This window comes from [Clostridium] celerecrescens 18A (assembly GCF_002797975.1).
Classification (GTDB): domain Bacteria; phylum Bacillota; class Clostridia; order Lachnospirales; family Lachnospiraceae; genus Lacrimispora; species Lacrimispora celerecrescens.
Genome location: NZ_PGET01000001.1, coordinates 2770408 through 2791165 on the forward strand (window position 1 = coordinate 2770408; position 20758 = coordinate 2791165).

Annotated in this window: 20 protein-coding genes; 2 read left to right on the top strand and 18 right to left on the bottom strand. The window is 45.0% G+C overall.

Annotated elements, in window-relative coordinates:
* Nucleotides 1-17: 17 nt before the first annotated feature.
* The 11 genes from H171_RS12770 to H171_RS12820 form a co-directional block, all read right to left on the bottom strand.
* Nucleotides 18-1310, bottom strand: coding sequence for an O-antigen polymerase (locus H171_RS12770; protein WP_100305492.1), 1293 nt, complete (start codon nt 1308-1310; stop codon nt 18-20).
* Nucleotides 1311-1409: 99 nt separating this feature from the next.
* Entirely contained in the window at nt 1410-3125 is a 1716-nt protein-coding gene (ptsP, locus tag H171_RS12775; RefSeq protein WP_100305493.1) for a phosphoenolpyruvate--protein phosphotransferase, read from the bottom strand.
* 34 nt (nt 3126-3159) lie between these two features.
* Nucleotides 3160-3423 (bottom strand): HPr family phosphocarrier protein, encoded by a 264-nt coding sequence (locus tag H171_RS12780; RefSeq protein ID WP_025232049.1) that lies wholly within the window; start codon nt 3421-3423, stop codon nt 3160-3162.
* Between the two features lie 37 nt (nt 3424-3460).
* The gene (locus tag H171_RS12785) at nt 3461-4765 is read right to left on the bottom strand and encodes a CdaR family protein (RefSeq protein ID WP_100305494.1); all 1305 of its coding nucleotides are present in this window, start codon (nt 4763-4765) and stop codon (nt 3461-3463) included.
* Nucleotides 4743-5615: a diadenylate cyclase CdaA gene (cdaA, locus tag H171_RS12790; RefSeq protein ID WP_100307515.1), complete on the bottom strand. Its 873-nt coding sequence runs from the start codon at nt 5613-5615 to the stop codon at nt 4743-4745. The genes H171_RS12785 and cdaA overlap by 23 nt, the downstream gene beginning before the upstream one ends.
* A gap of 99 nt (nt 5616-5714) precedes the next feature.
* Nucleotides 5715-6662, bottom strand: coding sequence for an ABC transporter permease (locus H171_RS12795; RefSeq protein WP_100305495.1), 948 nt, complete (start codon nt 6660-6662; stop codon nt 5715-5717).
* On the bottom strand, nt 6659-7087 hold the full coding sequence (locus H171_RS12800) for a hypothetical protein (protein ID WP_100305496.1): 429 nt from the start codon (nt 7085-7087) through the stop codon (nt 6659-6661). The genes H171_RS12795 and H171_RS12800 overlap by 4 nt, the downstream gene beginning before the upstream one ends.
* Before the next feature lie 189 nt (nt 7088-7276).
* On the bottom strand, nt 7277-8488 hold the full coding sequence (locus tag H171_RS12805) for an ABC transporter permease (protein ID WP_100305497.1): 1212 nt from the start codon (nt 8486-8488) through the stop codon (nt 7277-7279).
* A gap of 14 nt (nt 8489-8502) precedes the next feature.
* Nucleotides 8503-9711: an ABC transporter permease gene (locus tag H171_RS12810; RefSeq protein ID WP_100305498.1), complete on the bottom strand. Its 1209-nt coding sequence runs from the start codon at nt 9709-9711 to the stop codon at nt 8503-8505.
* Nucleotides 9705-10496: an ABC transporter ATP-binding protein gene (locus H171_RS12815; RefSeq protein ID WP_100305499.1), complete on the bottom strand. Its 792-nt coding sequence runs from the start codon at nt 10494-10496 to the stop codon at nt 9705-9707. The genes H171_RS12810 and H171_RS12815 overlap by 7 nt, the downstream gene beginning before the upstream one ends.
* A gap of 12 nt (nt 10497-10508) precedes the next feature.
* Nucleotides 10509-11891 (bottom strand): efflux RND transporter periplasmic adaptor subunit, encoded by a 1383-nt coding sequence (locus H171_RS12820; RefSeq protein ID WP_100305500.1) that lies wholly within the window; start codon nt 11889-11891, stop codon nt 10509-10511.
* A gap of 274 nt (nt 11892-12165) precedes the next feature.
* Here H171_RS12820 and H171_RS12830 point away from each other — a divergent pair, with 274 nt between their 5' ends.
* The gene (locus tag H171_RS12830) at nt 12166-12819 is read left to right on the top strand and encodes a superoxide dismutase (protein WP_100305502.1); all 654 of its coding nucleotides are present in this window, start codon (nt 12166-12168) and stop codon (nt 12817-12819) included.
* Between the two features lie 159 nt (nt 12820-12978).
* Here the strand turns inward: H171_RS12830 and H171_RS12835 are convergent, their stop codons facing one another.
* Complete coding sequence (locus tag H171_RS12835) at nt 12979-13386, bottom strand: pyridoxamine 5'-phosphate oxidase family protein (RefSeq protein WP_408645636.1); 408 nt, start codon at nt 13384-13386, stop codon at nt 12979-12981.
* Between the two features lie 129 nt (nt 13387-13515).
* On the opposite strand from H171_RS12835, the gene H171_RS12840 reads away from it, so the two are divergent.
* The gene (locus tag H171_RS12840; RefSeq protein ID WP_100305504.1) at nt 13516-13938 is read left to right on the top strand and encodes a winged helix-turn-helix transcriptional regulator; all 423 of its coding nucleotides are present in this window, start codon (nt 13516-13518) and stop codon (nt 13936-13938) included.
* A gap of 99 nt (nt 13939-14037) precedes the next feature.
* Here the strand turns inward: H171_RS12840 and H171_RS12845 are convergent, their stop codons facing one another.
* The 6 genes from H171_RS12845 to H171_RS12870 form a co-directional block, all read right to left on the bottom strand.
* Entirely contained in the window at nt 14038-15210 is a 1173-nt protein-coding gene (locus H171_RS12845) for an efflux RND transporter periplasmic adaptor subunit (RefSeq protein WP_100305505.1), read from the bottom strand.
* A gap of 26 nt (nt 15211-15236) precedes the next feature.
* Nucleotides 15237-15917 (bottom strand): efflux RND transporter periplasmic adaptor subunit, encoded by a 681-nt coding sequence (locus tag H171_RS12850; protein WP_100305506.1) that lies wholly within the window; start codon nt 15915-15917, stop codon nt 15237-15239.
* Nucleotides 15918-15936: 19 nt separating this feature from the next.
* On the bottom strand, nt 15937-17775 hold the full coding sequence (locus H171_RS12855) for an ABC transporter ATP-binding protein (RefSeq protein WP_100305507.1): 1839 nt from the start codon (nt 17773-17775) through the stop codon (nt 15937-15939).
* Nucleotides 17772-19502, bottom strand: coding sequence for an ABC transporter ATP-binding protein (locus tag H171_RS12860; RefSeq protein WP_100305508.1), 1731 nt, complete (start codon nt 19500-19502; stop codon nt 17772-17774). Before H171_RS12860 ends, H171_RS12855 begins: the two co-directional genes overlap by 4 nt.
* Nucleotides 19503-19609: 107 nt before the next feature.
* Nucleotides 19610-20098, bottom strand: coding sequence for a MarR family winged helix-turn-helix transcriptional regulator (locus H171_RS12865; RefSeq protein ID WP_100305509.1), 489 nt, complete (start codon nt 20096-20098; stop codon nt 19610-19612).
* A gap of 375 nt (nt 20099-20473) precedes the next feature.
* Nucleotides 20474-20737: an HPr family phosphocarrier protein gene (locus tag H171_RS12870; RefSeq protein ID WP_100305510.1), complete on the bottom strand. Its 264-nt coding sequence runs from the start codon at nt 20735-20737 to the stop codon at nt 20474-20476.
* Nucleotides 20738-20758 lie beyond the last annotated feature (21 nt).

Below are 20758 nucleotides of genomic sequence, written 5' to 3' on the forward strand. Positions count from 1 at the left end.
TTCAATTGTCATTCATGTCATCCATGTCTTCCATTGTTCTTCCACGAACAGAAAGCGAATAAAATCCCTGTCATTCCAAAATAAAACCAGGTGGAGGGATTGCTGAACCAGGTCGTGAAAAAGGAAAGGATCATATACATGGCAAATTGGGCATAGAACAGATAGCCGATGGGATTGCGGATACGCTTTACCATCCTCATCAGGAAAAATGCAACTCCGCCAAGAATACATCCAAAAAGCAGAACACCCACAATGCCGAAATCATAAAAGGAATCATAAAACAAGGTAACCGTAGTCAATTCCTCTTTTGTCACATAGATGGGAAAATCCACAAGAGCCGGGACAAGGAATTTAAGCCCTGTAAGCGCCCATAAGGGAAAGAGCATCCGAAGACCAAAGGTATGGGACGGAAGCCACTCCACCAGACAGTTAAAATTGTCGTAGTTGTTTGCAATGTACATATAAGGCTGGGTGATAAATATGGGCATCTGACTGTTTTTCATCTGGAATATGTCATTTAAGTAGGAGACATCATGGCCTCTTGCAATGGTCAGGATCACATAAATGGGGATCATGCCGATCGCCAGGCCCGCCCCATAAACGATCTTCAGCCTGTGCTCCATCGCAATATAGGTGAGAACTGCCAATCCCACAGAAAGGATCAGCTGGAACCTGGACACGCATAAAATCGGAATCAAACATGCGATGACATCCATAAGTATAGCCAGAATTAGCCTTAAGCCGTTCCTCCCTTGTTCTATGCAAAAATAAAGGACCGACAGCGCAGGCACCAGCACGCAGGATACAGTGAAATAGTGAATTCCTGTTATGTGGAACGTAGAGTAAGCATGAGGCACTCCTTTCACAAAGAAGGGTATGAACCCCAGCACCGCCGCCTCAACGATAAAACCGGCAAGGGATACAAAGGTGACAAAAACCATAGATAGAAACAGAGGCCTTTCATAGCCTTTAAAGCTGAACCAGCTGGAACGCTGCCCTCCTGATTCTCCCTGAAGCTTTGCAAAAAACTCAAAGGTGACCCAAAAACCCAGGAATGCTACCAGAAAGCAGAGCCACGTAATAATATTCCAGTCAAAAGAAAGCTCTGAGAGCTTTAAACAGGCGATGCCTTCTCCTCCTACCCAGAACAGAGAAAACAACCCCCTTAAATGAATGATATTCTCGGTTCGGCGGTAATCCCGCCAATACAGGAAAAGAGCTGCCAGTATTAAAATAATACCAGACAGCCAGTAGAAACCTGCTCTTGCAAACAAAAAAGACGCTCCATAGCTGATCAGATAAACACTCATCACAAAATATCCCCTTTTGCAAATAATAGAAACGCCGTCTTATATGGAAAAAAGGCAGCCGCCGCCAGGCGACAGCCGCACTTCCCCTTTGGTCGTCCATTATATATGGCTAATGAACTCTCTCATATAATCTTCTACCTCTTTTACAGTGGAATAGGACATTGCCTTATCTGCCACTGCCTGCAGATCCTTTATGCTGTAGCCGGTGATCAGCTTTCTGGCGTTTAAGATAGCCGACGCACTCATACTGAACTCATTTAAGCCAAATGCCAGAAGCAGGGGGATGATCATGGGATCGCTGGCGGCCTCCCCGCACATCCCGACCATAATCCCTTCTCTGCGTCCGCATTCAATAACATGGCGGATGCTTCTTAAAACTGCAGGATTTAACGGAGAATACAGATAGGATACCTTATCATTTCCCCTGTCCACAGACATGGTGTACTGGGTCAGGTCATTGGTTCCGATGCTGAAGAAATCAACTTCCTTGGCAAACGCATCCGCCATCAAAGAAGCGGCAGCCGTCTCCACCATGATTCCCACCTGAATATCCTGTTTATAGACAATTCCCTTTTCGTCAAATTCTTTCTTAAGCTCTTCAACAAGTGCCTTTGCTTCTCTGAACTCTTCCAGACAGGTCACCATGGGAACCATGATGCGGATGTTGCCATATGCGCTGGCTCTTAAAAGGGCCCGCAGCTGAGGCTTGTACACATCTTCCTTACGGTCCAGGCAGAAGCGGATCGCCCTGTAACCCAAAAATGGATTTTCGTCCTTTTCAAGGCCCATATATGGGATTTCCTTATCTCCACCGATATCCAGCGTCCGGATAATCACAGGCTTGCCGTTCATAGCAACCGCAACCTTCCGGTAAGCTTCAAACTGCTCATCCTCTGTTGGCATTGAGGTACGGTCCATAAACAAAAATTCCGTACGGAACAGTCCGATTCCTTCCCCATCATAATGAAGAACCTTTTCCACATCCTCAGGCTTACCGATATTGGCTACCAATTCTATGGTCGTTCCATCCTTTGTCACGGTAGGCTTCCCGATGTATTGCTCCAGTTCCTTCTTTTCCTTTAAAAAGGCTTCTCTTTTTACGGCATACTCCGTTTTTAACGAATCTTCCGGATTTACGATGACAATTCCCTGAGAACCATCCAGTATCATATCATCTCCATCAGATACCTGGCTTAAAAATCCATCAATGGCAACCACTGCAGGTATTTCCAGGGCTCTGGCGAGAATCGCGCTGTGGGATGTCTTTCCTCCCAGTTCTGTGACAATACCTACTACCTTTTCCGGATTGATCCCGGCTGTCATGGAAGGGGTTAAATCTCTTGCAACGATTACGCTTCCTTCCGGCAGGGCGGAAATATCCACAGAGCTTACTCCCATAAGTATCTTCTGCACACGGGTTTTGATATCATGCATGTCTGTTGCTCTCTGCTGCATGAGTTCATCTCCCATAGCTGCAAACATATCGGCATAGGTATTGCATACCGTTTCAACCGCATATTCGCTGTTAACACTCTCCCCTGTTATGGAATTTTCGATCTCACCTGTCAGCATCGGATCAGAAAGGAGCAATAAATGACCATTTAAAATCTCCGCTTCCTTTTCTCCCACTTTTGTTGCCAGATCCTGTGCCAGAAGACCGGTCTCTTCCATAGCCTGTTTAACTGCCGCCTGAAAGCGGGCCTTTTCAGCCTCCGGATCTGTTATTGCCACTTTCCTGATCTTAAGTTCTGCTTCTTCCACGTTAACGGCCTTCCCAATACCGATTCCCGCAGATGCACTTGTTCCTTTAAACATAATTAGCCTCCTTATTAATTACTAGATCTTTTATCTATTCGCCAAGACCTTCTTCAACAGCCTTGACCATGGTTGCCAGAGCTTCCTCCTCATCTGCTCCCTCACAGACAAAAGTAATCTCATCCCCGCTTTTTACGCAGGCACCCAATACGCTAAGCACGCTTTTCGCATTGGCGGTGGTGTTCTTAAATCGAAAACTCACCGAAGAATTAAAGTTCATGGCTTCCTTACAAAGAATCCCTGCCGGCCTTAGGTGCAGACCCGTAGGATTCTTTATAACAACTTTAGCACTAACCATACTGAAATCCCTCCCTCCATTCCTTCATCAAACATTATCATTGTGACTCAGGCACTTCCGCAGAAGTGGCTGTTGTACTTTCATCCGTTCCGGGGCCAGGATTCTTATGGGCTACCGTCACATTGAAAGGTGTATAACCAACCACTTCAAATCCTCCTGAAACCTCAAATGTCACCATTCCGGGATGAGGGCCAGCCTCCTGGTCCGTTACGTCAAGAACTGCATTCAAGCTCTCTTCCGTCAAGGCATCCAAATCTGCTTTGAGCCCTTTTACCGTAACATCAGAAGTTTCTTTATCAAAACTGTAATCGTAATCAGCTTCTGCACCCTTCTTATCCAGATTCTTCAGTTTTAAAGTGAATACCCTGGTAGTCAAAGGTTCTACCTTCAGTTTCACGGTTACATTCTTATATTCCTCCCCTGCAATAGAGGTATTCGGCGGCAGATACTGGCTTAAATCCAGCTGAACCACCTTATCAGAGGTGGCACCGTCAATATTCAGCTTATCCGAAGAAACAGATATGCTGGTCAAAGAGGCAAGAAGGGAATTCGTACCTACCACCGGCACAGATTTAATGTTGGATTCCAATCCCGTATACCGGTATCCTTTTGCCACATCCCCTGAAACCTCAAAGTTGATCGTAAGATTTTTTGCCTTTAGCACGGATACCGTATATTCGATTTCATGCCTGTTGACAGTTACCTTATCTTCCAGTTCCTGCATCTTGTTGCCGTTGGCATCATAAAAGACAGGATTAGCCACTCCCTTTACATCTGCATTGGCATTATCCACATCGATTTCGATTCCCATATGGTTGATCTGTCCGATCTGGGATTCAGGACCTTCCACTGTCACATAATCCGGTGAAAGGGTGATCATTCCCAGTTCATACCCGTCCTCCTGAATTCCTTTGGTCTGAACCTGAAGATCAAACTTCTTGCGCTGAAGCTCTTCCGTTCTGATTCGGATCACCATCGGCTTAGCCGTGATGGTGTCGCTCTTTACAAGGTTTTCTTTATCTTTATTAATTTCCACAGTGATTGGAATGGCTCCAGTCACGTTATAGTCCTTTAAATCAACATAGGCATGAAAGTCCGAAGCCCTCACCAGGGAACGGTCTCTTGTTCTCACCTGATAACTGACTGTTACCGCATCCTTTCCCACAATTTCATAGGTCAAATTGGCAGACTCCAGCACGTCCTCATTGCGCACCTCGACCGTAACCATCTGGGAATCGTCAATGATGGGATTGGAAATGTTGACAACAGCCATCCATACTGCAAAGGCAAGCACCAGAGACGAGAGCTTCAGCCCAAGATTATTTAACAGCTTTTCCTTCATTCTTACGCCTTCCCTTCAAAATCCTGAATCTGCTTCCTTCCTCTTCCGCCTGTTTTACACCTGCTAGGACAGACCGGAGCATATCCGCATCCGCAATCTTCCTAAGGCCGCCTTCTAAAGCCACCGTCACACGCCCGGTTTCTTCCGATACCACAATGGTAATGCTGTCGCTAACTTCGCTGACACCTACTGCGGCCCTGTGTCTTGTACCTAAATCCTTGCTGATGCTCATATTATCGGACAGAGGAAGGTAACAGGTAGCCGCTGCAACACGGTTTCCGCGGATTACCACCGCCCCGTCGTGAAGAGGTGTATTATGCTCAAAGATGTTAATAATAAGCTGGCTGCTTACAACTCCTCCCACTTCTATTCCAGTTCGTTCGATCTCCTTTAAAGAGTCCCCTCTTTCGATTACCATGAGTGCCCCGGTCTTGACCCTCGCCATTTCAAAAGTAGCTTTTACCACCTCGTTTATGGTTTTATCCGTAAAACCGGAATTATCCCTGCCGTCATCAAAGGTGAGAATCCCTGTAAAGGGATTCTTACTTCCTAACTGCTCCAGAGCCTTCCGAAGCTCTGGCTGAAAGATCACAATCGCCATGGTAACAGCCGGCGTAGCAATTTTATTGAGAATCCAAAAAATATTATCCAGCCGGAATACATATGCAAAGAGATAAAAAAGAAGGATCACAATAATTCCTTTTAATAATGTCCATGCTCTTGTATTCATGATCCAGGTCAGCAGTTCATACAGCAGAACGGCTATGATAATAATTTCAACTAAGTTTGTTTTTGATATTCTGGGCAGGAACGATACCCAGGAGTACATTCCGTCTAAAAAATCTGCTATTTTCTCCACCTCCCTTTCTTTTCCTTATCACTGCCCATGCTTTTTGGGCAGAACCCACCACGCGTTACCGGGTGTAAAGGTATGCCCGTAGGGCGCTTCCTACCTCTGCGGCCTTTGGAGCTTTCTGGCATTGATTTTCTGAACTTTCACGTCAGGTGCGCTGACTGTCAGCTTTGGAACTGCCTTGACGTAATAATAATAATCATCATCTTCAAATTGTACGTATTCTGTCCTGGAGTAATCCACTGCAAAGACAAAAAATGTATAAATTCCTGCAATTACAATGGAAAACAAGATTCCCACCAGGAGCCCGATAACCGATACCGATACATCTGCAACGATATCTCCGACAAAAATCACGCCGAGCTGTGCAATGGTACCTGCCACAATGGCAATGATCCAGGAATAATCCATGGATAAATTGCGGGTAACCGCCACCACCACAAGAGAAAGGGCAAACGCTATAACCATCACAAGCATCAGCTTATTAGACAGCAGGACCTTCATGAGCTGCATGAATTTAACGATTTCATCCACCGACATATCGTTGGTCAGCACTCCTGCGTTCTGTTTCACATATAAAAGCGTATAATAAATAAATACACCGCAGCTTACCGGTATCACAGATATGGCACTCCCTGAAAGTCCTACGATCAAAGGGATCGCATAAGGGATCTTTAACAGGAAAAATACCGGGGTCAGCACCAGCAGATAACTGTCACCCGGCTGGAATCCGTAATAAAGAAGTCCTGCCACCACAATAAAAACAGCCATGACCAGAGTGATCTCAAGGGAAATTCCCGACAGATGGGCAAGCATAAAGCATGCCGCCAGAAAGGAGATGGCTCCATAGGGCAAAAAAGAGCATACCAGTGCCAATACTAATGGAATGTATGGCTCCGTTAGCTTTGTCATAAAGCCAATATTCTTATTCATCAGAGAAAACGCCAGGAGGCTGAACAGAAACTTGATTACAGGCGTTATATAAATCTCAAACCTGGCATAAAACTCTTTCAATCGTTCTTTAAATACAAGAAGGCTCATCATGATGTCCGTCCTCCCTTAGTTCGTTTTAAAGGTCTGGTGTTTCCCTCATACCGCTTGTCCAGCCTTTTTAATTTTGCCAGATATACCTTTGTACCACGGCTGGCATATTCGTATCGCTTCATATATACAGCAGCACTGATTCCAAGGTAAATGATCAGTCCAACGAGATAAACCAGTCCAATTCGCATTCCGGCTGCCGTCAGGCCCTTCAGTTCCATGGTATTCATCAACTGTTCCATATCATATAATTCCCATAAAACCAGACATAAAACAAAGCTCAGGGTATAGCTGAAAAAAGAACGGAACAGCTTACTGCTGATGTAATCACTTTTAAAGTACCGGTTGATGGGAAATATCCTTTTTCCTTCGTGTTTTTCAAACATTGCAAGGCTGGTCATGATCTTTATTTTTTCTTCACTAAGCATATAGTTCCCTCACTAAACCATAAGATATCACCCTATTATATCATAGAACCGTTTACTTTGCGAGCCGTTTAAGGAATTTTTATTATTTTATATCATTCCTGGTTTTTCATGAATGATTCCGGCGGAGTCAGAAACCTGCGGGTCACATCTGTTATGAATGAAAGAGCGCAGCGGATGTGCTGCGCTCTTTTATTCATACCTCAGGGCGTCAATAGGATCTGCCTTTGCCGCCTTGGAAGCAGGATAAATACCAAAAAATAAGCCTACCAAAGCCGAAAATCCCACAGCTACCAGGATGACCGTCGGCTTTATGACCACCTTCATGCCAAACAGCGCTCCTCCAGCCAGCACAAGCCCCCCGCCAACCGCTACTCCCAGGATTCCGCCCAGAGCGGAAAGTATTGCGGATTCCGTCAAAAACTGGATCAAAACATCCCTTGTTTTTGCACCTAAGGCCTTACGAATCCCTATTTCCCGGGTCCGTTCCGTAACGGATACCAGCATGATGTTCATGATTCCGATCCCTCCAACTAACAGGGAGATGGCTGCGATTCCACCTACAGCAGCAGATAAGCCCCCCATTATAGTGTCCGCACTTCCCATTTCACTGGACACAGAATAGAAGGTGACATCCTCCTTGTTCCGGTTCTTGGTCTTTGCCAGATAGGAAGTAATCATTTCAGAAAACACATTCATATCAGTTCCTTCTTTTGCATAGAGACGCAGACCGTAAATGTTATCATTGGGCCAGGTCAATAAGGAATCCGGTACATATCCGGCCCTGGTAGCGTTGGTTCCCGCCATCATCGCCTCAAAGGGATTTAAGTCCTCTCTGTAGACTCCGACTACATTATAATCGTCCGTATTGCCATAAATGGTGGTGCGGAAAGTCTTTCCCACTGCATTTTCCGTGCCAAAAAGCTCTTTTGCTCCCTTTGCCTCCAGTACAACATTGTTCTTTCTTCCTTTAACATCGGCTTCGTTTAGATTACGGCCATAGATAATATTGATCTTCTGGACCTGAGGGTAATTGGAAAAAATACCTTCAAACTGGTACTTGACTTTATTGCGGCCAACAACGGCTTCTGCATTTGTTCTGGCATTGCTGTCAATGTAACTGATTTCATCTCCGAACACTTCTTCCAGCCGGTCCATTTCATCAAGAGTAAAGTAATCGCTATCCCTCATATCCCCGCCGTCCTTTGGCCAGACGTAGACATAGGCAAGGGTTACTCCCGCATTCTTATAGAGATCAGATACCATAAACCGCATGGTATCACCAATGGACACAATGGCAATGACAGACCCAATGCCTATAATGATTCCAAGCATGGTCAGAAAGGACCGCATCTTGTTGGCCTTAATGGCATGAATTGCCATACTCATATTTTCCAGCAGCATGATGTTCTCCCCTCCTATTCATATCTTAACGCTTCAATGGGATCCTTTTTCGCTGCCTTGGAAGCCGGATAAAGACCAAAGAAAATACCCACAAGGGCCGAGAAACCAACAGCCATAACCACCACAGAGGGCCTGACGACCACCGCCATCTGAAAGGCGGCTCCTCCTGCTTTAACGAGTCCTACTCCAAGAAAGATGCCGATAATCCCTCCACAGGCCGACATAAAAGCAGATTCCGTTAAAAACTGGATCATAATGTCTCTTGTCTTTGCGCCCAGGGCCTTTCGGATCCCGATCTCCCTCGTCCGCTCTGTGACAGAAACCATCATAATATTCATAATTCCGATTCCGCCTACCAGCAAAGAGATGGCAGCAATTCCACCTACCGCTGCCGCCATGGCGGAAAGACCGGTATCCACGCTCCCCATTTGCTCTACCACTGACATGGTCCGGATCTCTGATTCCGGACGGCCCTTTAATTTTGCCACGTACCGGGTGAGTTCTGCAAGGAATGCTTTCACATCCACTCCATCCCGGACATAAAAATTTAAGTCCTGAAAGTAATCATTGGATTTTGTGAGAATCGTATATGGCAGAAATCCTGACTGCGTCTGCCCGTTTCCCATAAGCATGGCCATCATGGGAGAAATATCCTTATGATAGACCCCCACAACCATGTATTCCTGAGTGTCCTTATTTATGGTCATGCGGAAGGTTCTTCCCACACAATCGGCCGTACCGAACAGCTGCACTGCCCCCTTATCCTCCAGAACCACGTGATTTGCCGCTCCTTTTATGTCAGCCGTATTGAGGGCTCTGCCGTAAATAATATCCAGCGGCTGAACATCGGAATAATTGGAGTCAATTCCCTGGAACTGATACTTTACCTTCCTGCGCCCATTGACGGCCTCAGCCTCGGTGCTGGCATCGCTGTCAATATACTGAATTTTATCCTGGTAAACGTCCCTGACCCGGTCCATCTCATCCCTGGTAAAATAATCCGACATGCGGAAATCTGTTACATCCCAGGATACCATGATAACGGCCCGGTTAAAGCCCACATCCTTATAGGCATCGGAAAATAAGTTTCTCATACTGTCACCCACAGATACAATTGCAATTACTGCTCCAATACCAATGATGATACCCAGCATGGTCAAAAAGGACCTCATCTTATTGGATCGTATGGCGTGAAGCGCCATACTCATATTTTCTATCAGCATGGCGCCCCCTCTTTCTCTGTTTTAGCAGCCTCCTTCTGTCCCTGGCCTTGAGGGACATTTGGTAAATCGCTGACCAGCTTCCCATCCCGAAACCGTATGATACGCCCTGCAAATGCAGCAATATTCTCTTCATGGGTTACCAGAACCACAGTTGCGCCTTCCCGGTGAAGCTGGGAGAACAGCTCCATGATCTCCACGGAGGAAGCGGTATCCAGGTTGCCCGTAGGCTCATCAGCCATAATGAGAGGCGGCTCATTGGCCAAAGCCCTGGCAATGGCTACCCTCTGCCGCTGTCCGCCGGATAGCTCATTGGGCATATGCTCGTATCTTTTTCCAAGGCCCACCCGTTCCAAAAGCATTAAGGCACGTTCTTCCCTTGTCTTTTTGGAAATATGGGCATAAGTCATGGGAAGCTCCACATTCTTTAACGCAGAAGTCCTTGCAATTAAGTTAAAGGACTGGAATACAAATCCTATCTTGCGGTTTCTGATCGCCGATAAGTCATCAGCAGAAAGTTCTGCCGTATCAATGCCGTCAAGATAATAATGTCCCATGGTGGGCCGGTCCAGGCATCCTAAAATATTCATAAGCGTTGATTTTCCCGAGCCTGACTGCCCCATGATGGCAACAAATTCTCCTCGCTTAATGGTTAAGTTCACCCGCTTTAAACCAAGTACTTTAATGGATCCGGTATCATAAACCTTCACCACATCCACCAGCTTTATCAGATCTTCCCGAACATTTTCTGTTACGCAGGCGGGAAGCTTATCTTTCTTTTTCCACATACTGCCTCCCCCTTACTGAACCGGCGGAATTACGGTTACTGTCATTCCTTCTGTAATCATGGAGGACGGTGCATCGATTATCTGCAACCCTTCTGTTAAGGCCCCTTCTTCCTCTGGAATGACTTCCGCCTGGATGTCACTCTCCACCCCGGTTTTCACCGGAATGAATGATACGATGTTATCCTTCACACAAGCGATCGCTATGCTGCCATCCGGCTGCTGGACAACAGCGGAAATCGGGACAACCCATACATTTTCTGCCTTTCGAAGCTCTATCTTTGCCTTGGCAGTAATGCCTGCGATCAACCGGGTATTTTGATCAATGATCCGTATGGTGGTCGGGATGACTCTCTCCGTGGAACCATTCCCCTTCTCCTCGCCGGTTGGTGAAATGGCGGTTACCTCACCTCTTGCGGTTTCACCGCTTAAAATATCGGCGCTGATTTCCACCGGCTGCCCGATGGCTACCTTTCCGATGGAATACTCGCTGACATTGATCTTCATCTCCAGTACATCCAGGTTGTTGATAATGAACATGGGTTTGTCATCGTCGGTTTTATCCGCAAAACGGCCTACCTTGCAGTTTACTCTTACTACGGTTCCTGCAATAGGGCTGGTAACTTTGGTATTGGTAAGCGCTTCCTTCTTCTGTCCCAGTTCAAAGGCCTCTTTCTCGATCTGCAGGGCGTAGGACTCGTTTGCCACAGGTTTTCCGTTCTTTAACGTGTATGTACTTATTTCCCTCTGCGCATCATTCATAGTATTAGAAGCAGTTTCAAGCTCCACCTGGGAAGCGCTTCCTCCCTGGTATAGAGCCAGTGTCCGGTTATAATTGGCCTTGGCTGTCTCTAAATCCTGTTTTGCTTTTGCATATCCGTTCTCTGCTTCCAGCTGCTTATCCTGATAGGTGCTGACAGCCAGATCATAGGCGTTCTGGGCAATGTCCACTTCCTTTTTTGCATCCTTGTCATCGAGCAATGCCAGAACCTGCCCTTTTTCTACCCTGTCCCCTTCCTTTACCGGAAGCTCCAGGATCTCCGCATGAAGATTGGATACTACTTCCACGCTGTCCGTTCCCTGGACGGGGCCGCTGACTGACAGCATATCAACCACCTCTCCCTTGGCCAGAGGTGAAACAGTTACCGGTAATGCTCCGCCGCCGCTCCCTGCAAGAACTTTAAAGGCAATAAAAAAAGCCCCAATGGCCGCTGCTCCAATGGTTATGATCTTTCTCTTTTTGCTCCATTTTTTTCTTGAGCCCTTCTTTTTCTTCTTTTTGCCGTTATTTTCCTCTTCCATAAGGTTTTCTAACTCTTTATCAAAGACTTCATCAGACATTTGCTCCATTTCTGCTGCTTCGTCTGTTTCTTCCACTTTGCTCTTAAATCTGTCCATGCCCGTTTCCCTCCTGTGCTTGACACTTCTTTTTTCTTTATTATAGCGGGCTGATATAACTTTTTTAAGTATAAAATTCTTATTATTTTCTAAACTTTTCCATTTTCCGGAACTTCTTCCGGGATAGAAGTGAGAAGCAAAGAGGAAACAAGGATAGTTATCCACCAATTTTCAGACAAACAGTGAAATAAAAAAATAACAAATTGGTTTTTACCCTCACATGCTAATATTTTCTGAATATATTTATACAAATGACAGAAATGGAACCTATCGAATGAACGAGCATTATCCATTTGTAAATCCTCCCCTTCCATATGCTTACGATGCGCTGGAGCCGTGCATCGACGCACTGACCATGTGTCTCCATCATGACAGGCACTTACAAACCTATGTGAACAACCTTAACAAAGCCCTTAAAGACTGTCCGGACCTGCATAGCTGGTCACTGGAAAGGCTGCTCTGCAATGTAGACTGTCTGAAAAAAGATATTCGGCAATCCATACGGAATAACGGAGGCGGCGTTTTCAATCATATCTTTTATTTTAACGGCATGTCAAACTCTGAAACACGCTGTCAGGCCGGAAAGCTCTATGATGCAATTGTGGCTGAATTCGGGTGTGTAGAGGCCTTTTTTTATGAGTTTAAGGAAAAGGCACTGTCTGTTTTTGGTTCCGGATATGCATGGCTGACTGTAGACCAAAACTGCAAACTTCAAATCATAACCACAGCAAATCAGGATACTCCTATTGTCCAAAACCTTTGTCCGGTACTTACCATAGACGTTTGGGAACATGCCTATTATTTAATGCATTACAATGACAGGGAAGCATACATTCAAAACTGGTTCCATGTGGTGGACTGGGAGTGTGCCAATATGCATTACATGGAATGCCTGGATTGCTTTGGCTGCAAGAAATGCTGGAACTAAAGTTCCATACCTCTCTCTTCTCAGCGGAGGACGGAACCTGTTTCCAATAAAAAACACCGCCTTGTGTATGCTTGGTAAAATAATAGCCAGGCATGCACAAGGCGGTATCCACGTATGCTGATCTAACGGTGATTCACAATCCGCTTCGCTCCCTTGTAGTTAAAATTTAATTATCTCGGGCTTATCCGTAACCGATGCGATCGTTGCAGTGGCTTCTTTTAAATAAAAGACCTCGGTATTGCCATCATCTGCTGCGTACATCCTTTTTAACATAGGATAGGTGTCTAACATATGCTGCCTCGCTTCATTCCGGTCATCCTCAACAGCCACAGCTTCGATACGAATCCACTTATCACCGGCTATTCCGCAGATTTCAATTTTCGGATTCGTATGTATCTGTTTTGAAACATTTTTGATCTTGCCGGTTTGAATATAGAGTCTGTCTTCAAAAATGTCCACTGTTCCAAATGGACGGACCCTTGGCTGGTCGCCATCCATGGTTGCAATATAATATGTTTCACACTTTTTTAAAAATTCATAAACTTCTTTCACTCGATTATCCTCCATGTTCGTAGGGATTGACTGCTGTTTTTCTTTGCTATATAATAGTACGACAGTAAGATATGCTTTACAAGTAGGCATATGATTATGACATAGTCATAAAAATATGACTATTAGAAAAGGAGCGGATGTTTGATGTCTGATAAATTTGATGCAAACAAATTGTGTCCCGTAAATGTAACGCAGAATTTATTGATGGGCAAATGGAAATTAACAATTTTATGGATTGTCAGCCGCAAAACCAGGCGGTTTGGTGAGCTGCAAAGGCTTATCCCCGATGTGTCCCGCGGGGTCCTGGTACAACAGCTGAAAGAATTGGAACGGGATAATCTCATTCATAGAGAAGTATATAAAGAAGTGCCACCAAAAGTAGAGTATTCCATAACGAGCATTGGAGAAAGCTTTATTCCCATAATGACTCAGATTATGGAGTGGGGTGCATCATACATAAATAAAACGACCACTTGTAATGTTGATATCTGCATCGCCAATAACTTTCCCTGTTCTAAATGTCATGAAATGTTAAATCTTGAGAAGGAAGCCATTGAGGATTTATAATATATTTGTCTGTAAACTGGCACCGCCTTATACATGTCTGCTTAACTGGCCAGACATATACAAGGCGGTGTTTTTCTTATATTCTTACCTGATTCAAGCTTACTTTACAGTCAGCACATGAACCTTCTTGCCGTCTTCCAGGGGACTGCTGCTCTGCATTACCACTTCATCCCCCTCGGACAATCCCTGGGATACCTCATAATAAGCGTTCTTTTTCTTTCCCTCTGTGACCGCCGTCTTTACCACGGTTCCACTTGAAACCTTATAAACGAAAGACCCGGAATCATCAGACTGGATGCACTTCGCCGGAATGTATACAGAAGTGTTTTCCTTATTATCGGATACCCTTAGATCCGCCGTCATGCCAATATAGCTGACCTTGCTTGCCTCTTCCAACTGTACGGTCACCGTAAACATCCCTGTGGAAGCATTGCTGACTGCGGAAATCTCGGAGATAGTTCCCTGGCAGCTCTCACCCAAAGACTGAAGGCTGACATTCATGGGCATTCCTGTTTTCAGCTGGTCAATGTCCATATCGGCCACCTGGATCTTCACCTTCTTGCCGCTGTCATCAATAACCGCCATGGCCTTAACCTGCGGGGAAACCATTTGACCAACTTCCACAAAAACATCTGTTATCATACCGGATATAGGTGATGTAACCATGCAGTCATCGTATTTTTTCTGCACGATATCCAGCGAAGCCCTGGCGCTGTCCATCTGGGCCTTTGTGACCTCATAATTGCCTGTCTGCCCATTTCTTGCCGCCTGAAGCTGTACGGATGCCGAATCCATCTGGGCCTTGGCACCTTCATATTCTGCCTGGGAAATAGCTCCGCCGGAATACAAGGCTTCCATCCGGCTAAAATTATCTCTGGCTGTTTGAAAGGCAATTTCCGCCGGCCTTACGCTTGTATTTTGCTGGCTTGCCTTCTCTGCATTTTTAAAAGCGGCTTCTGCTGCCTGATAGCCTGCCTTTGCCTGTTCCAGCTGAAGCCCTGCATCCTGATTATCTACCTGGAACAAAACGTCTCCTGCATTTATATGATCCCCTTGCTTTACCGGGATCTCTAAAATTTTTCCGTTGCTGTTTGGCATTACATCAACACTGCTGAGCGCTTCCACGGTTCCCTGCCAGACCATGGAGGACAAATCTTTACCTGATTTCGCTACCGCTACTGTTACCTCAGTCTGTTTACTCTCTCCCGCACATCCGGTAAGAAGGCCCACCAGCATTGCCGTTGCCATAAAACCTGTGATCAATTTTCTCATCTTTTCCGACCTCCTGTAAGCCCTTTTCATTTCAGATGTATTTTAACAGATGCATTCATCCCAAAAACAAGGGGAAGATCTTCTTCGTTTTCAATCGTCACCTTAATTGGTATCAGCTGCGTCACTTTTGTATATTCCCCGCTGGTATTAAAGCTCATATTACCGGAAAAATAGGTTTGCGTGGCAGGGTCGATCTCCGTCACCTGTCCCTTAAAGGTTTTTCCGGGATATGCATCGATTTTCACATCCACCCGCTGACCTAAGTGGACCTTCATAATATCTGTTTCTTCTACATTTACCCCTATGTAAAGATTCGAGGTATCGGCTACCTGCGCCAGTTCTGAACCCAGGGCCACCGTCTGATTCACGGCTCCGTCATTTTTTACTACAGTTCCTGTAATGGGGGAACTAATGTAAGGAAGGACCTCCTGCCGTCCCATCACCTGATCCTGCTCTACCAGGTCCCCATTTTCCACATCCCAAGATAAAAGCTTTCCACTTGCTACCGCTTTTATGGAATACAGCTTTGCCGTTACTTTTGCATTATCGGTTTTAAAGTAAGAGACACTGGAATCATAGATATAATATCCGACCCCGCATCCGGCAAGCACCAGTATGATCAGCAGGGGAGCTATGATCTTTTTTAGTTTTCCTGTTCCTGTCTTTATTTCCTGATCCTCAATATTAATATGTTTATTTTCCTGCATATTTTTACTCTCCATTCTATTATTGATCTGCAAACTGACTGTGGTACAGATCTGCATAAAATCCTTTCTTTTCCAACAACGATTCATGATTACCCTGTTCTATGATATCGCCATCCTTCATTACCAGAATTAAGTCTGCATCCCGAATGGTGGAAAGGCGGTGGGCGATTACAAAGCTGGTTCTGCCATGCATCAGTTTGCCCATGGCCTTTTGGATCAAGACTTCTGTTCTTGTATCTATGGAACTGGTTGCTTCATCCAGTATCAAGATCTTTGGATCCGCTAAAATCGTCCTGGCAATCGTCAAAAGCTGCTTTTGACCCTGGGACAGGTTGCTGGATTCCTCGTTGATCACCATGTGATAGCCTCCCGGCAATGACCGGATGAATTCGTCACAGTGAGCCGCTTTTGCCGCCTCTATGACCTCTTCATCTGTCTTATCAAAATTTCCATACCGGATATTATCCATAACGGTTGCATTGTACAGCCATGTTTCCTGGAGCACCATACCGAACATGGAACGTAAATCCCCTCTTGTAAAATCCAAGGTGTCATGACCGTCGATCAAAATATGACCGGAATTTAATTCATAAAATCTCATCAGCAATTTCACTACTGTTGTTTTACCCGCTCCTGTGGGACCTACGATGGCAACCATCTGGCCGGCTTCTATGGCGGAAGAGAAATCGTGGATAATCATTGTATTGGGCGAATAGCCAAAACAAACATTTTTAAATTCCACATTTCCCTGGATCTCCTGCAGCTGGATCGGCGCCTCGTTTTCCGGCACCTCATCCTGCTCATCTAAAAACTCAAATACACGCTCGGCTGCTGCTGCTGTGGATTGCAGTGTGTTGGATACGTTTGCAATCTGGGAAATGGGCTGCATAAAGGACCTCATGTATTGGATAAATGCCTGAACGTCTCCAATCTCGATCACCTTTTCTACCGTTAAATAACCGCCTAATAAACAGACACCGACATAGCCTAAGTTGCTGACAAAGGTCATTATGGGCATCATCATGCCTGATAAAAACTGGGATTTCCAGGCTGACCCATATAATTTGTTGTTAATGGTCCGGAATTTTTCTATTGCTTCCTGCTCTCCGTTAAATATCTGAACCACATTATGGCCGCTGTAGATTTCTTCAATATGGCCGTTTAAGTATCCAAGGCTCTCCTGCTGCTTCTGGAAATATTTCTGGGATTTCTTAACCACACCCATAATCAGGCCCATGGAAACGAATAAGACCAAAACAGCCACCAGGGTCATCCGGATGCTGATGGATATCATCATGATCACGATCCCCACCAGTGTGGTCACTGAGGTGATGATCTGGGTCAAACTCTGATTCAATGTCTGGCTCACCGTATCCACATCATTGGTGATCCTTGACAAAATCTCACCATGAGTTCTTGTATCATAATAATTAAGGGGTAGGCGGTTCATTTTCTCAGAAATATTTTTCCTGAGCTCATAAGTGACCTTCATGCTGATGCCGGACATGATATAGCTCTGCAAGTAAGAAAATGCAGCTGATACCAGATAAAGCACCACCAAAAGCAGCAGACGGTTTCGGATATACCGGAAATCCGTCAATAATCCGGTCCCCATTGCCCAGGCAATCAGGCCTTCAAACAGCTTTGTCGTAGCCTTTCCTAAAATCTTTGGTCCTGCAATGGAAAATACGGAGGAACAGCTGGCAAACAGAATCACAACATATACGGAGGTTTTATATGGTTTCAGATAATCGACCAGGTGCAGCATGGTTCCTTTAAAGTCCTTTGCACTCTCTGGTTTGCCATGCATACCGCCTCCTGGACCCATGGGGGAACTGGATGGTTTTTTCTCTGTCATTTCAATTCCTCCTCGCTAAGCTGTGACAATGCAATCTCCCGGTAAACCTCACAGGTTTTCATCAATTCCCGGTGAGTTCCTTTTCCGGCAACCCTGCCATGCTCCAAAACAATGATCTGGTCTGCATTCATGATCGTGCTGATGCGCTGTGCCACCAGGAAGATCGTGCTGTCACCGGTTTTTTCACGAAGTGCCGCCCGAAGCTTTGCATCTGTTTTAAAATCCAGAGCGGAAAAGCTGTCATCAAACACATTAACAGGCGCTCTTTTTACAAGGGCACGGGCAATGGAAAGACGCTGCTTTTGTCCGCCTGATACATTTCCTCCTCCCTGGGCAATGGTTGACTCTAAGCCCTCCGACTTGGAATGGATAAATTCTGTTGCCTGAGCTGTATCCGCCGCCTCTTCTATCTGTTCCCTGGTGGCCTTCCGGTCTCCATACATCAGGTTGCTTTCAATTGTCCCTGAAAATAAGATCCCTTTTTGGGGAACAAATCCGATTGTTTCCCGTAATTCATGAATGGGCCAATCCTTGATATTTATTCCATCAATCAGGATTTCCCCTGACGTCACATCGTAAAATCTGGGAAGTAAGTTCACCAGAGTGCTTTTTCCGCTTCCCGTAGCCCCGATAAATGCCGTGGTACGTCCCGGCATCGCCGTAAACGTAATGTTATGTAACACATCCTCATCTGCATCCGGATACCGGAACGAAACATCCCGGTAATCCACAACCCCCTTGGGAGCCTTTGGAATTTCAGCTGCATCCTTAGGATCTGCTATGGAGGGCTCCGTCCGGAGCACTTCAACAACACGCCTGATGGAAACGATCGCTCTTGGTATCATAATGAACATCATGGTCATCATCAAGAATGCCATGATGATCTGCATAACGTACTGCATATAGGCCATCATATCTCCCACCTCCATACGGAAGGAGGATACTGCCTTTGACCCTACCCATATGATCAGAAGATTGGTCAGATTCATAATCAGCATCATGGCCGGCATCATACCAGAGGTAACTCTATTGACAAACAAATTTGTCTCAGTCAGCCTTGCATTCACCTTCTCAAACCGTTTTTCTTCAAATCGCTGGGTGTTAAATGCCCTGATTACCAGCGTTCCTTCCAGGCTTTCTCTTACTACCAGGTTTAATCGGTCAATGAGCTTCTGAACAAATTGAAAACTTGGCATAACAACTGCAAGCATACTGAAAACCACTACTAACAATAACGCCACGGAAAGTGCAATAATCCATGACATTGACTTATTCTTGTCCAGTGCATGGATCACGCCTCCAACTCCCATGATCGGAGCGTAAAATACAATCCGGATCACCATAACGATCAACTGCTGGATCTGGGTGATATCGTTTGTTGTTCTTGTGATCAGGGAAGAGGTGGAGTACTTCTCCAGCTCTGTATTGGAAAAGCTCTCTATCTTCGTGAAAATGTCCTGGCGCATATCCCGGCTGACACCAGCCGCTATTCTGGCGGCGATGAAACCCACTAAAATCGTACAGCAGGCACTAATAAGGGCAATGCCTAACATTTGAAATCCCACTTTCAGAATGTAAGAGGTGTTGCCCGTTGTTATTCCTTTATTTACAATATCAGACATGAAATCAGGAAGCGATAAGTCACAAGTCGCCTGACTATATAACAGTGCTACAGACACTGCTAAAAATAAAACATATGGCTTAAAATACCGAAAAAATATTTTCATATTTATTCCCTCCTTTCCTTTCATCTCTAATACTTTTTTTCAAACATTTTGTAGATCTGTCTATTTTTTCTAAATCTGTCTTTAACCTCTGCAATCTACCTAATTCCTCACATATCTTTTTCTTTCATCATTAAATCCACTTCTTTCTCCATTAGTTCTGTAAACTTTTTCCATAATTCAATTAATTTACAGGCGTCCTCTTCCCCCATACCAATAATTACCCGCTCCAGGAGGTCACTCATACCTCCCGAACACTTCTTCCATAGTTTTTCTCCATCTTCCGTTAAGGAAACACAGATGTTCCTGCGGCTTTTGGAATCTATTTCCCTGTATATCAAGCCCCTTTCCTCCAGTGAATTCAGCATCCGGGATGTTGCCGATAATGCAATATTCATCCTCTTGGCCAAATCAGATACATGAATCCCCTTCTTTTCCGGATGTTCATTCATACCGGTCCATATTTGATGAAGTGCAAAGAATTCGCTGCGTGTGACGCCTTCCGGAATACAGTTTCTATGGAGGCTTTGCTTTCTTCCCATCATCACAGCCAATTCTGTTTTAAATTTCTTTATGTAATCTTCCTGTCCATCCTTCACGATAAAACCCCCTATTTTTTTCACTTAACAATGTTAATAATTTTCAATGTTTATCATTCTACATCCGTTTAAACGACGTGTCAATTATTTTTTCGTTAAAATTCGATACAGGAATTGTATAATAGGTGCACGGAAAAATCATTTCATAAAGGTATCCAAACAGAAAAACCATGGAGCAACCTGATCTGGATAAGGTTGCTCCATGGTTCTTAACGTCCGTTTAAATTACCTGTTATTTCCATGGCGTACTATCTAATTTTACAGGCGATGCTGTATTCGCCATCTCCTTCATTAGGGATTCCACTGTGCGTGCATGGAAAGTTCCCGGTATCTTTCTTGTAATCAAATGCTGTGTCTTTCCCTTATTTTTCTGACTTAATTAGGCAGGTTATTTAATAAAAAATTCCTCAGATTTTTATATGCCAGTTCTTCGTCTGCGCCGGTCATCTCCACCTTTATGATATCACCGAATTTAATATTCATCTCCATAATTGCCATCACATCAGAAGCATCGGCAATTTTTCCATCAAGAAAAATCATAATCTTACTTTTATATTTTTGGCTCTCCATTGCAAGCTTTACCGCCGGCCTGGCATGAATACCAGATTGCCCCTTTACCGTATAATCAAATGTTTTCATGTTATCACCCTGCACCCCAAT

What these genes read in the sequence shown, in the direction of transcription:
- H171_RS12780 (WP_025232049.1), bottom strand. Translation starts at nt 3,423, where the DNA reads ATGGTTAGTGCTAAAGTTGTTATAAAGAATCCTACGGGTCTGCACCTA.
- H171_RS12835 (WP_408645636.1), bottom strand. Translation starts at nt 13,386, where the DNA reads ATGGAGGATAATCGAGTGAAAGAAGTTTATGAATTTTTAAAAAAGTGT.
- H171_RS12770 (WP_100305492.1), bottom strand. Translation starts at nt 1,310, where the DNA reads ATGAGTGTTTATCTGATCAGCTATGGAGCGTCTTTTTTGTTTGCAAGA.
- H171_RS12805 (WP_100305497.1), bottom strand. Translation starts at nt 8,488, where the DNA reads ATGCTGCTGGAAAATATGAGTATGGCAATTCATGCCATTAAGGCCAAC.
- ptsP (WP_100305493.1), bottom strand. Translation starts at nt 3,125, where the DNA reads ATGTTTAAAGGAACAAGTGCATCTGCGGGAATCGGTATTGGGAAGGCC.
- H171_RS12830 (WP_100305502.1), top strand. Translation starts at nt 12,166, where the DNA reads ATGAACGAGCATTATCCATTTGTAAATCCTCCCCTTCCATATGCTTAC.
- H171_RS12845 (WP_100305505.1), bottom strand. Translation starts at nt 15,210, where the DNA reads ATGAGAAAATTGATCACAGGTTTTATGGCAACGGCAATGCTGGTGGGC.
- H171_RS12855 (WP_100305507.1), bottom strand. Translation starts at nt 17,775, where the DNA reads ATGACAGAGAAAAAACCATCCAGTTCCCCCATGGGTCCAGGAGGCGGT.
- H171_RS12870 (WP_100305510.1), bottom strand. Translation starts at nt 20,737, where the DNA reads ATGAAAACATTTGATTATACGGTAAAGGGGCAATCTGGTATTCATGCC.
- H171_RS12840 (WP_100305504.1), top strand. Translation starts at nt 13,516, where the DNA reads ATGTCTGATAAATTTGATGCAAACAAATTGTGTCCCGTAAATGTAACG.
- H171_RS12785 (WP_100305494.1), bottom strand. Translation starts at nt 4,765, where the DNA reads ATGAAGGAAAAGCTGTTAAATAATCTTGGGCTGAAGCTCTCGTCTCTG.
- H171_RS12810 (WP_100305498.1), bottom strand. Translation starts at nt 9,711, where the DNA reads ATGCTGATAGAAAATATGAGTATGGCGCTTCACGCCATACGATCCAAT.
- H171_RS12815 (WP_100305499.1), bottom strand. Translation starts at nt 10,496, where the DNA reads ATGTGGAAAAAGAAAGATAAGCTTCCCGCCTGCGTAACAGAAAATGTT.
- H171_RS12820 (WP_100305500.1), bottom strand. Translation starts at nt 11,891, where the DNA reads ATGGACAGATTTAAGAGCAAAGTGGAAGAAACAGACGAAGCAGCAGAA.
- H171_RS12800 (WP_100305496.1), bottom strand. Translation starts at nt 7,087, where the DNA reads ATGCTTAGTGAAGAAAAAATAAAGATCATGACCAGCCTTGCAATGTTT.
- H171_RS12860 (WP_100305508.1), bottom strand. Translation starts at nt 19,502, where the DNA reads ATGAAAATATTTTTTCGGTATTTTAAGCCATATGTTTTATTTTTAGCA.
- H171_RS12795 (WP_100305495.1), bottom strand. Translation starts at nt 6,662, where the DNA reads ATGATGAGCCTTCTTGTATTTAAAGAACGATTGAAAGAGTTTTATGCC.
- H171_RS12850 (WP_100305506.1), bottom strand. Translation starts at nt 15,917, where the DNA reads ATGCAGGAAAATAAACATATTAATATTGAGGATCAGGAAATAAAGACA.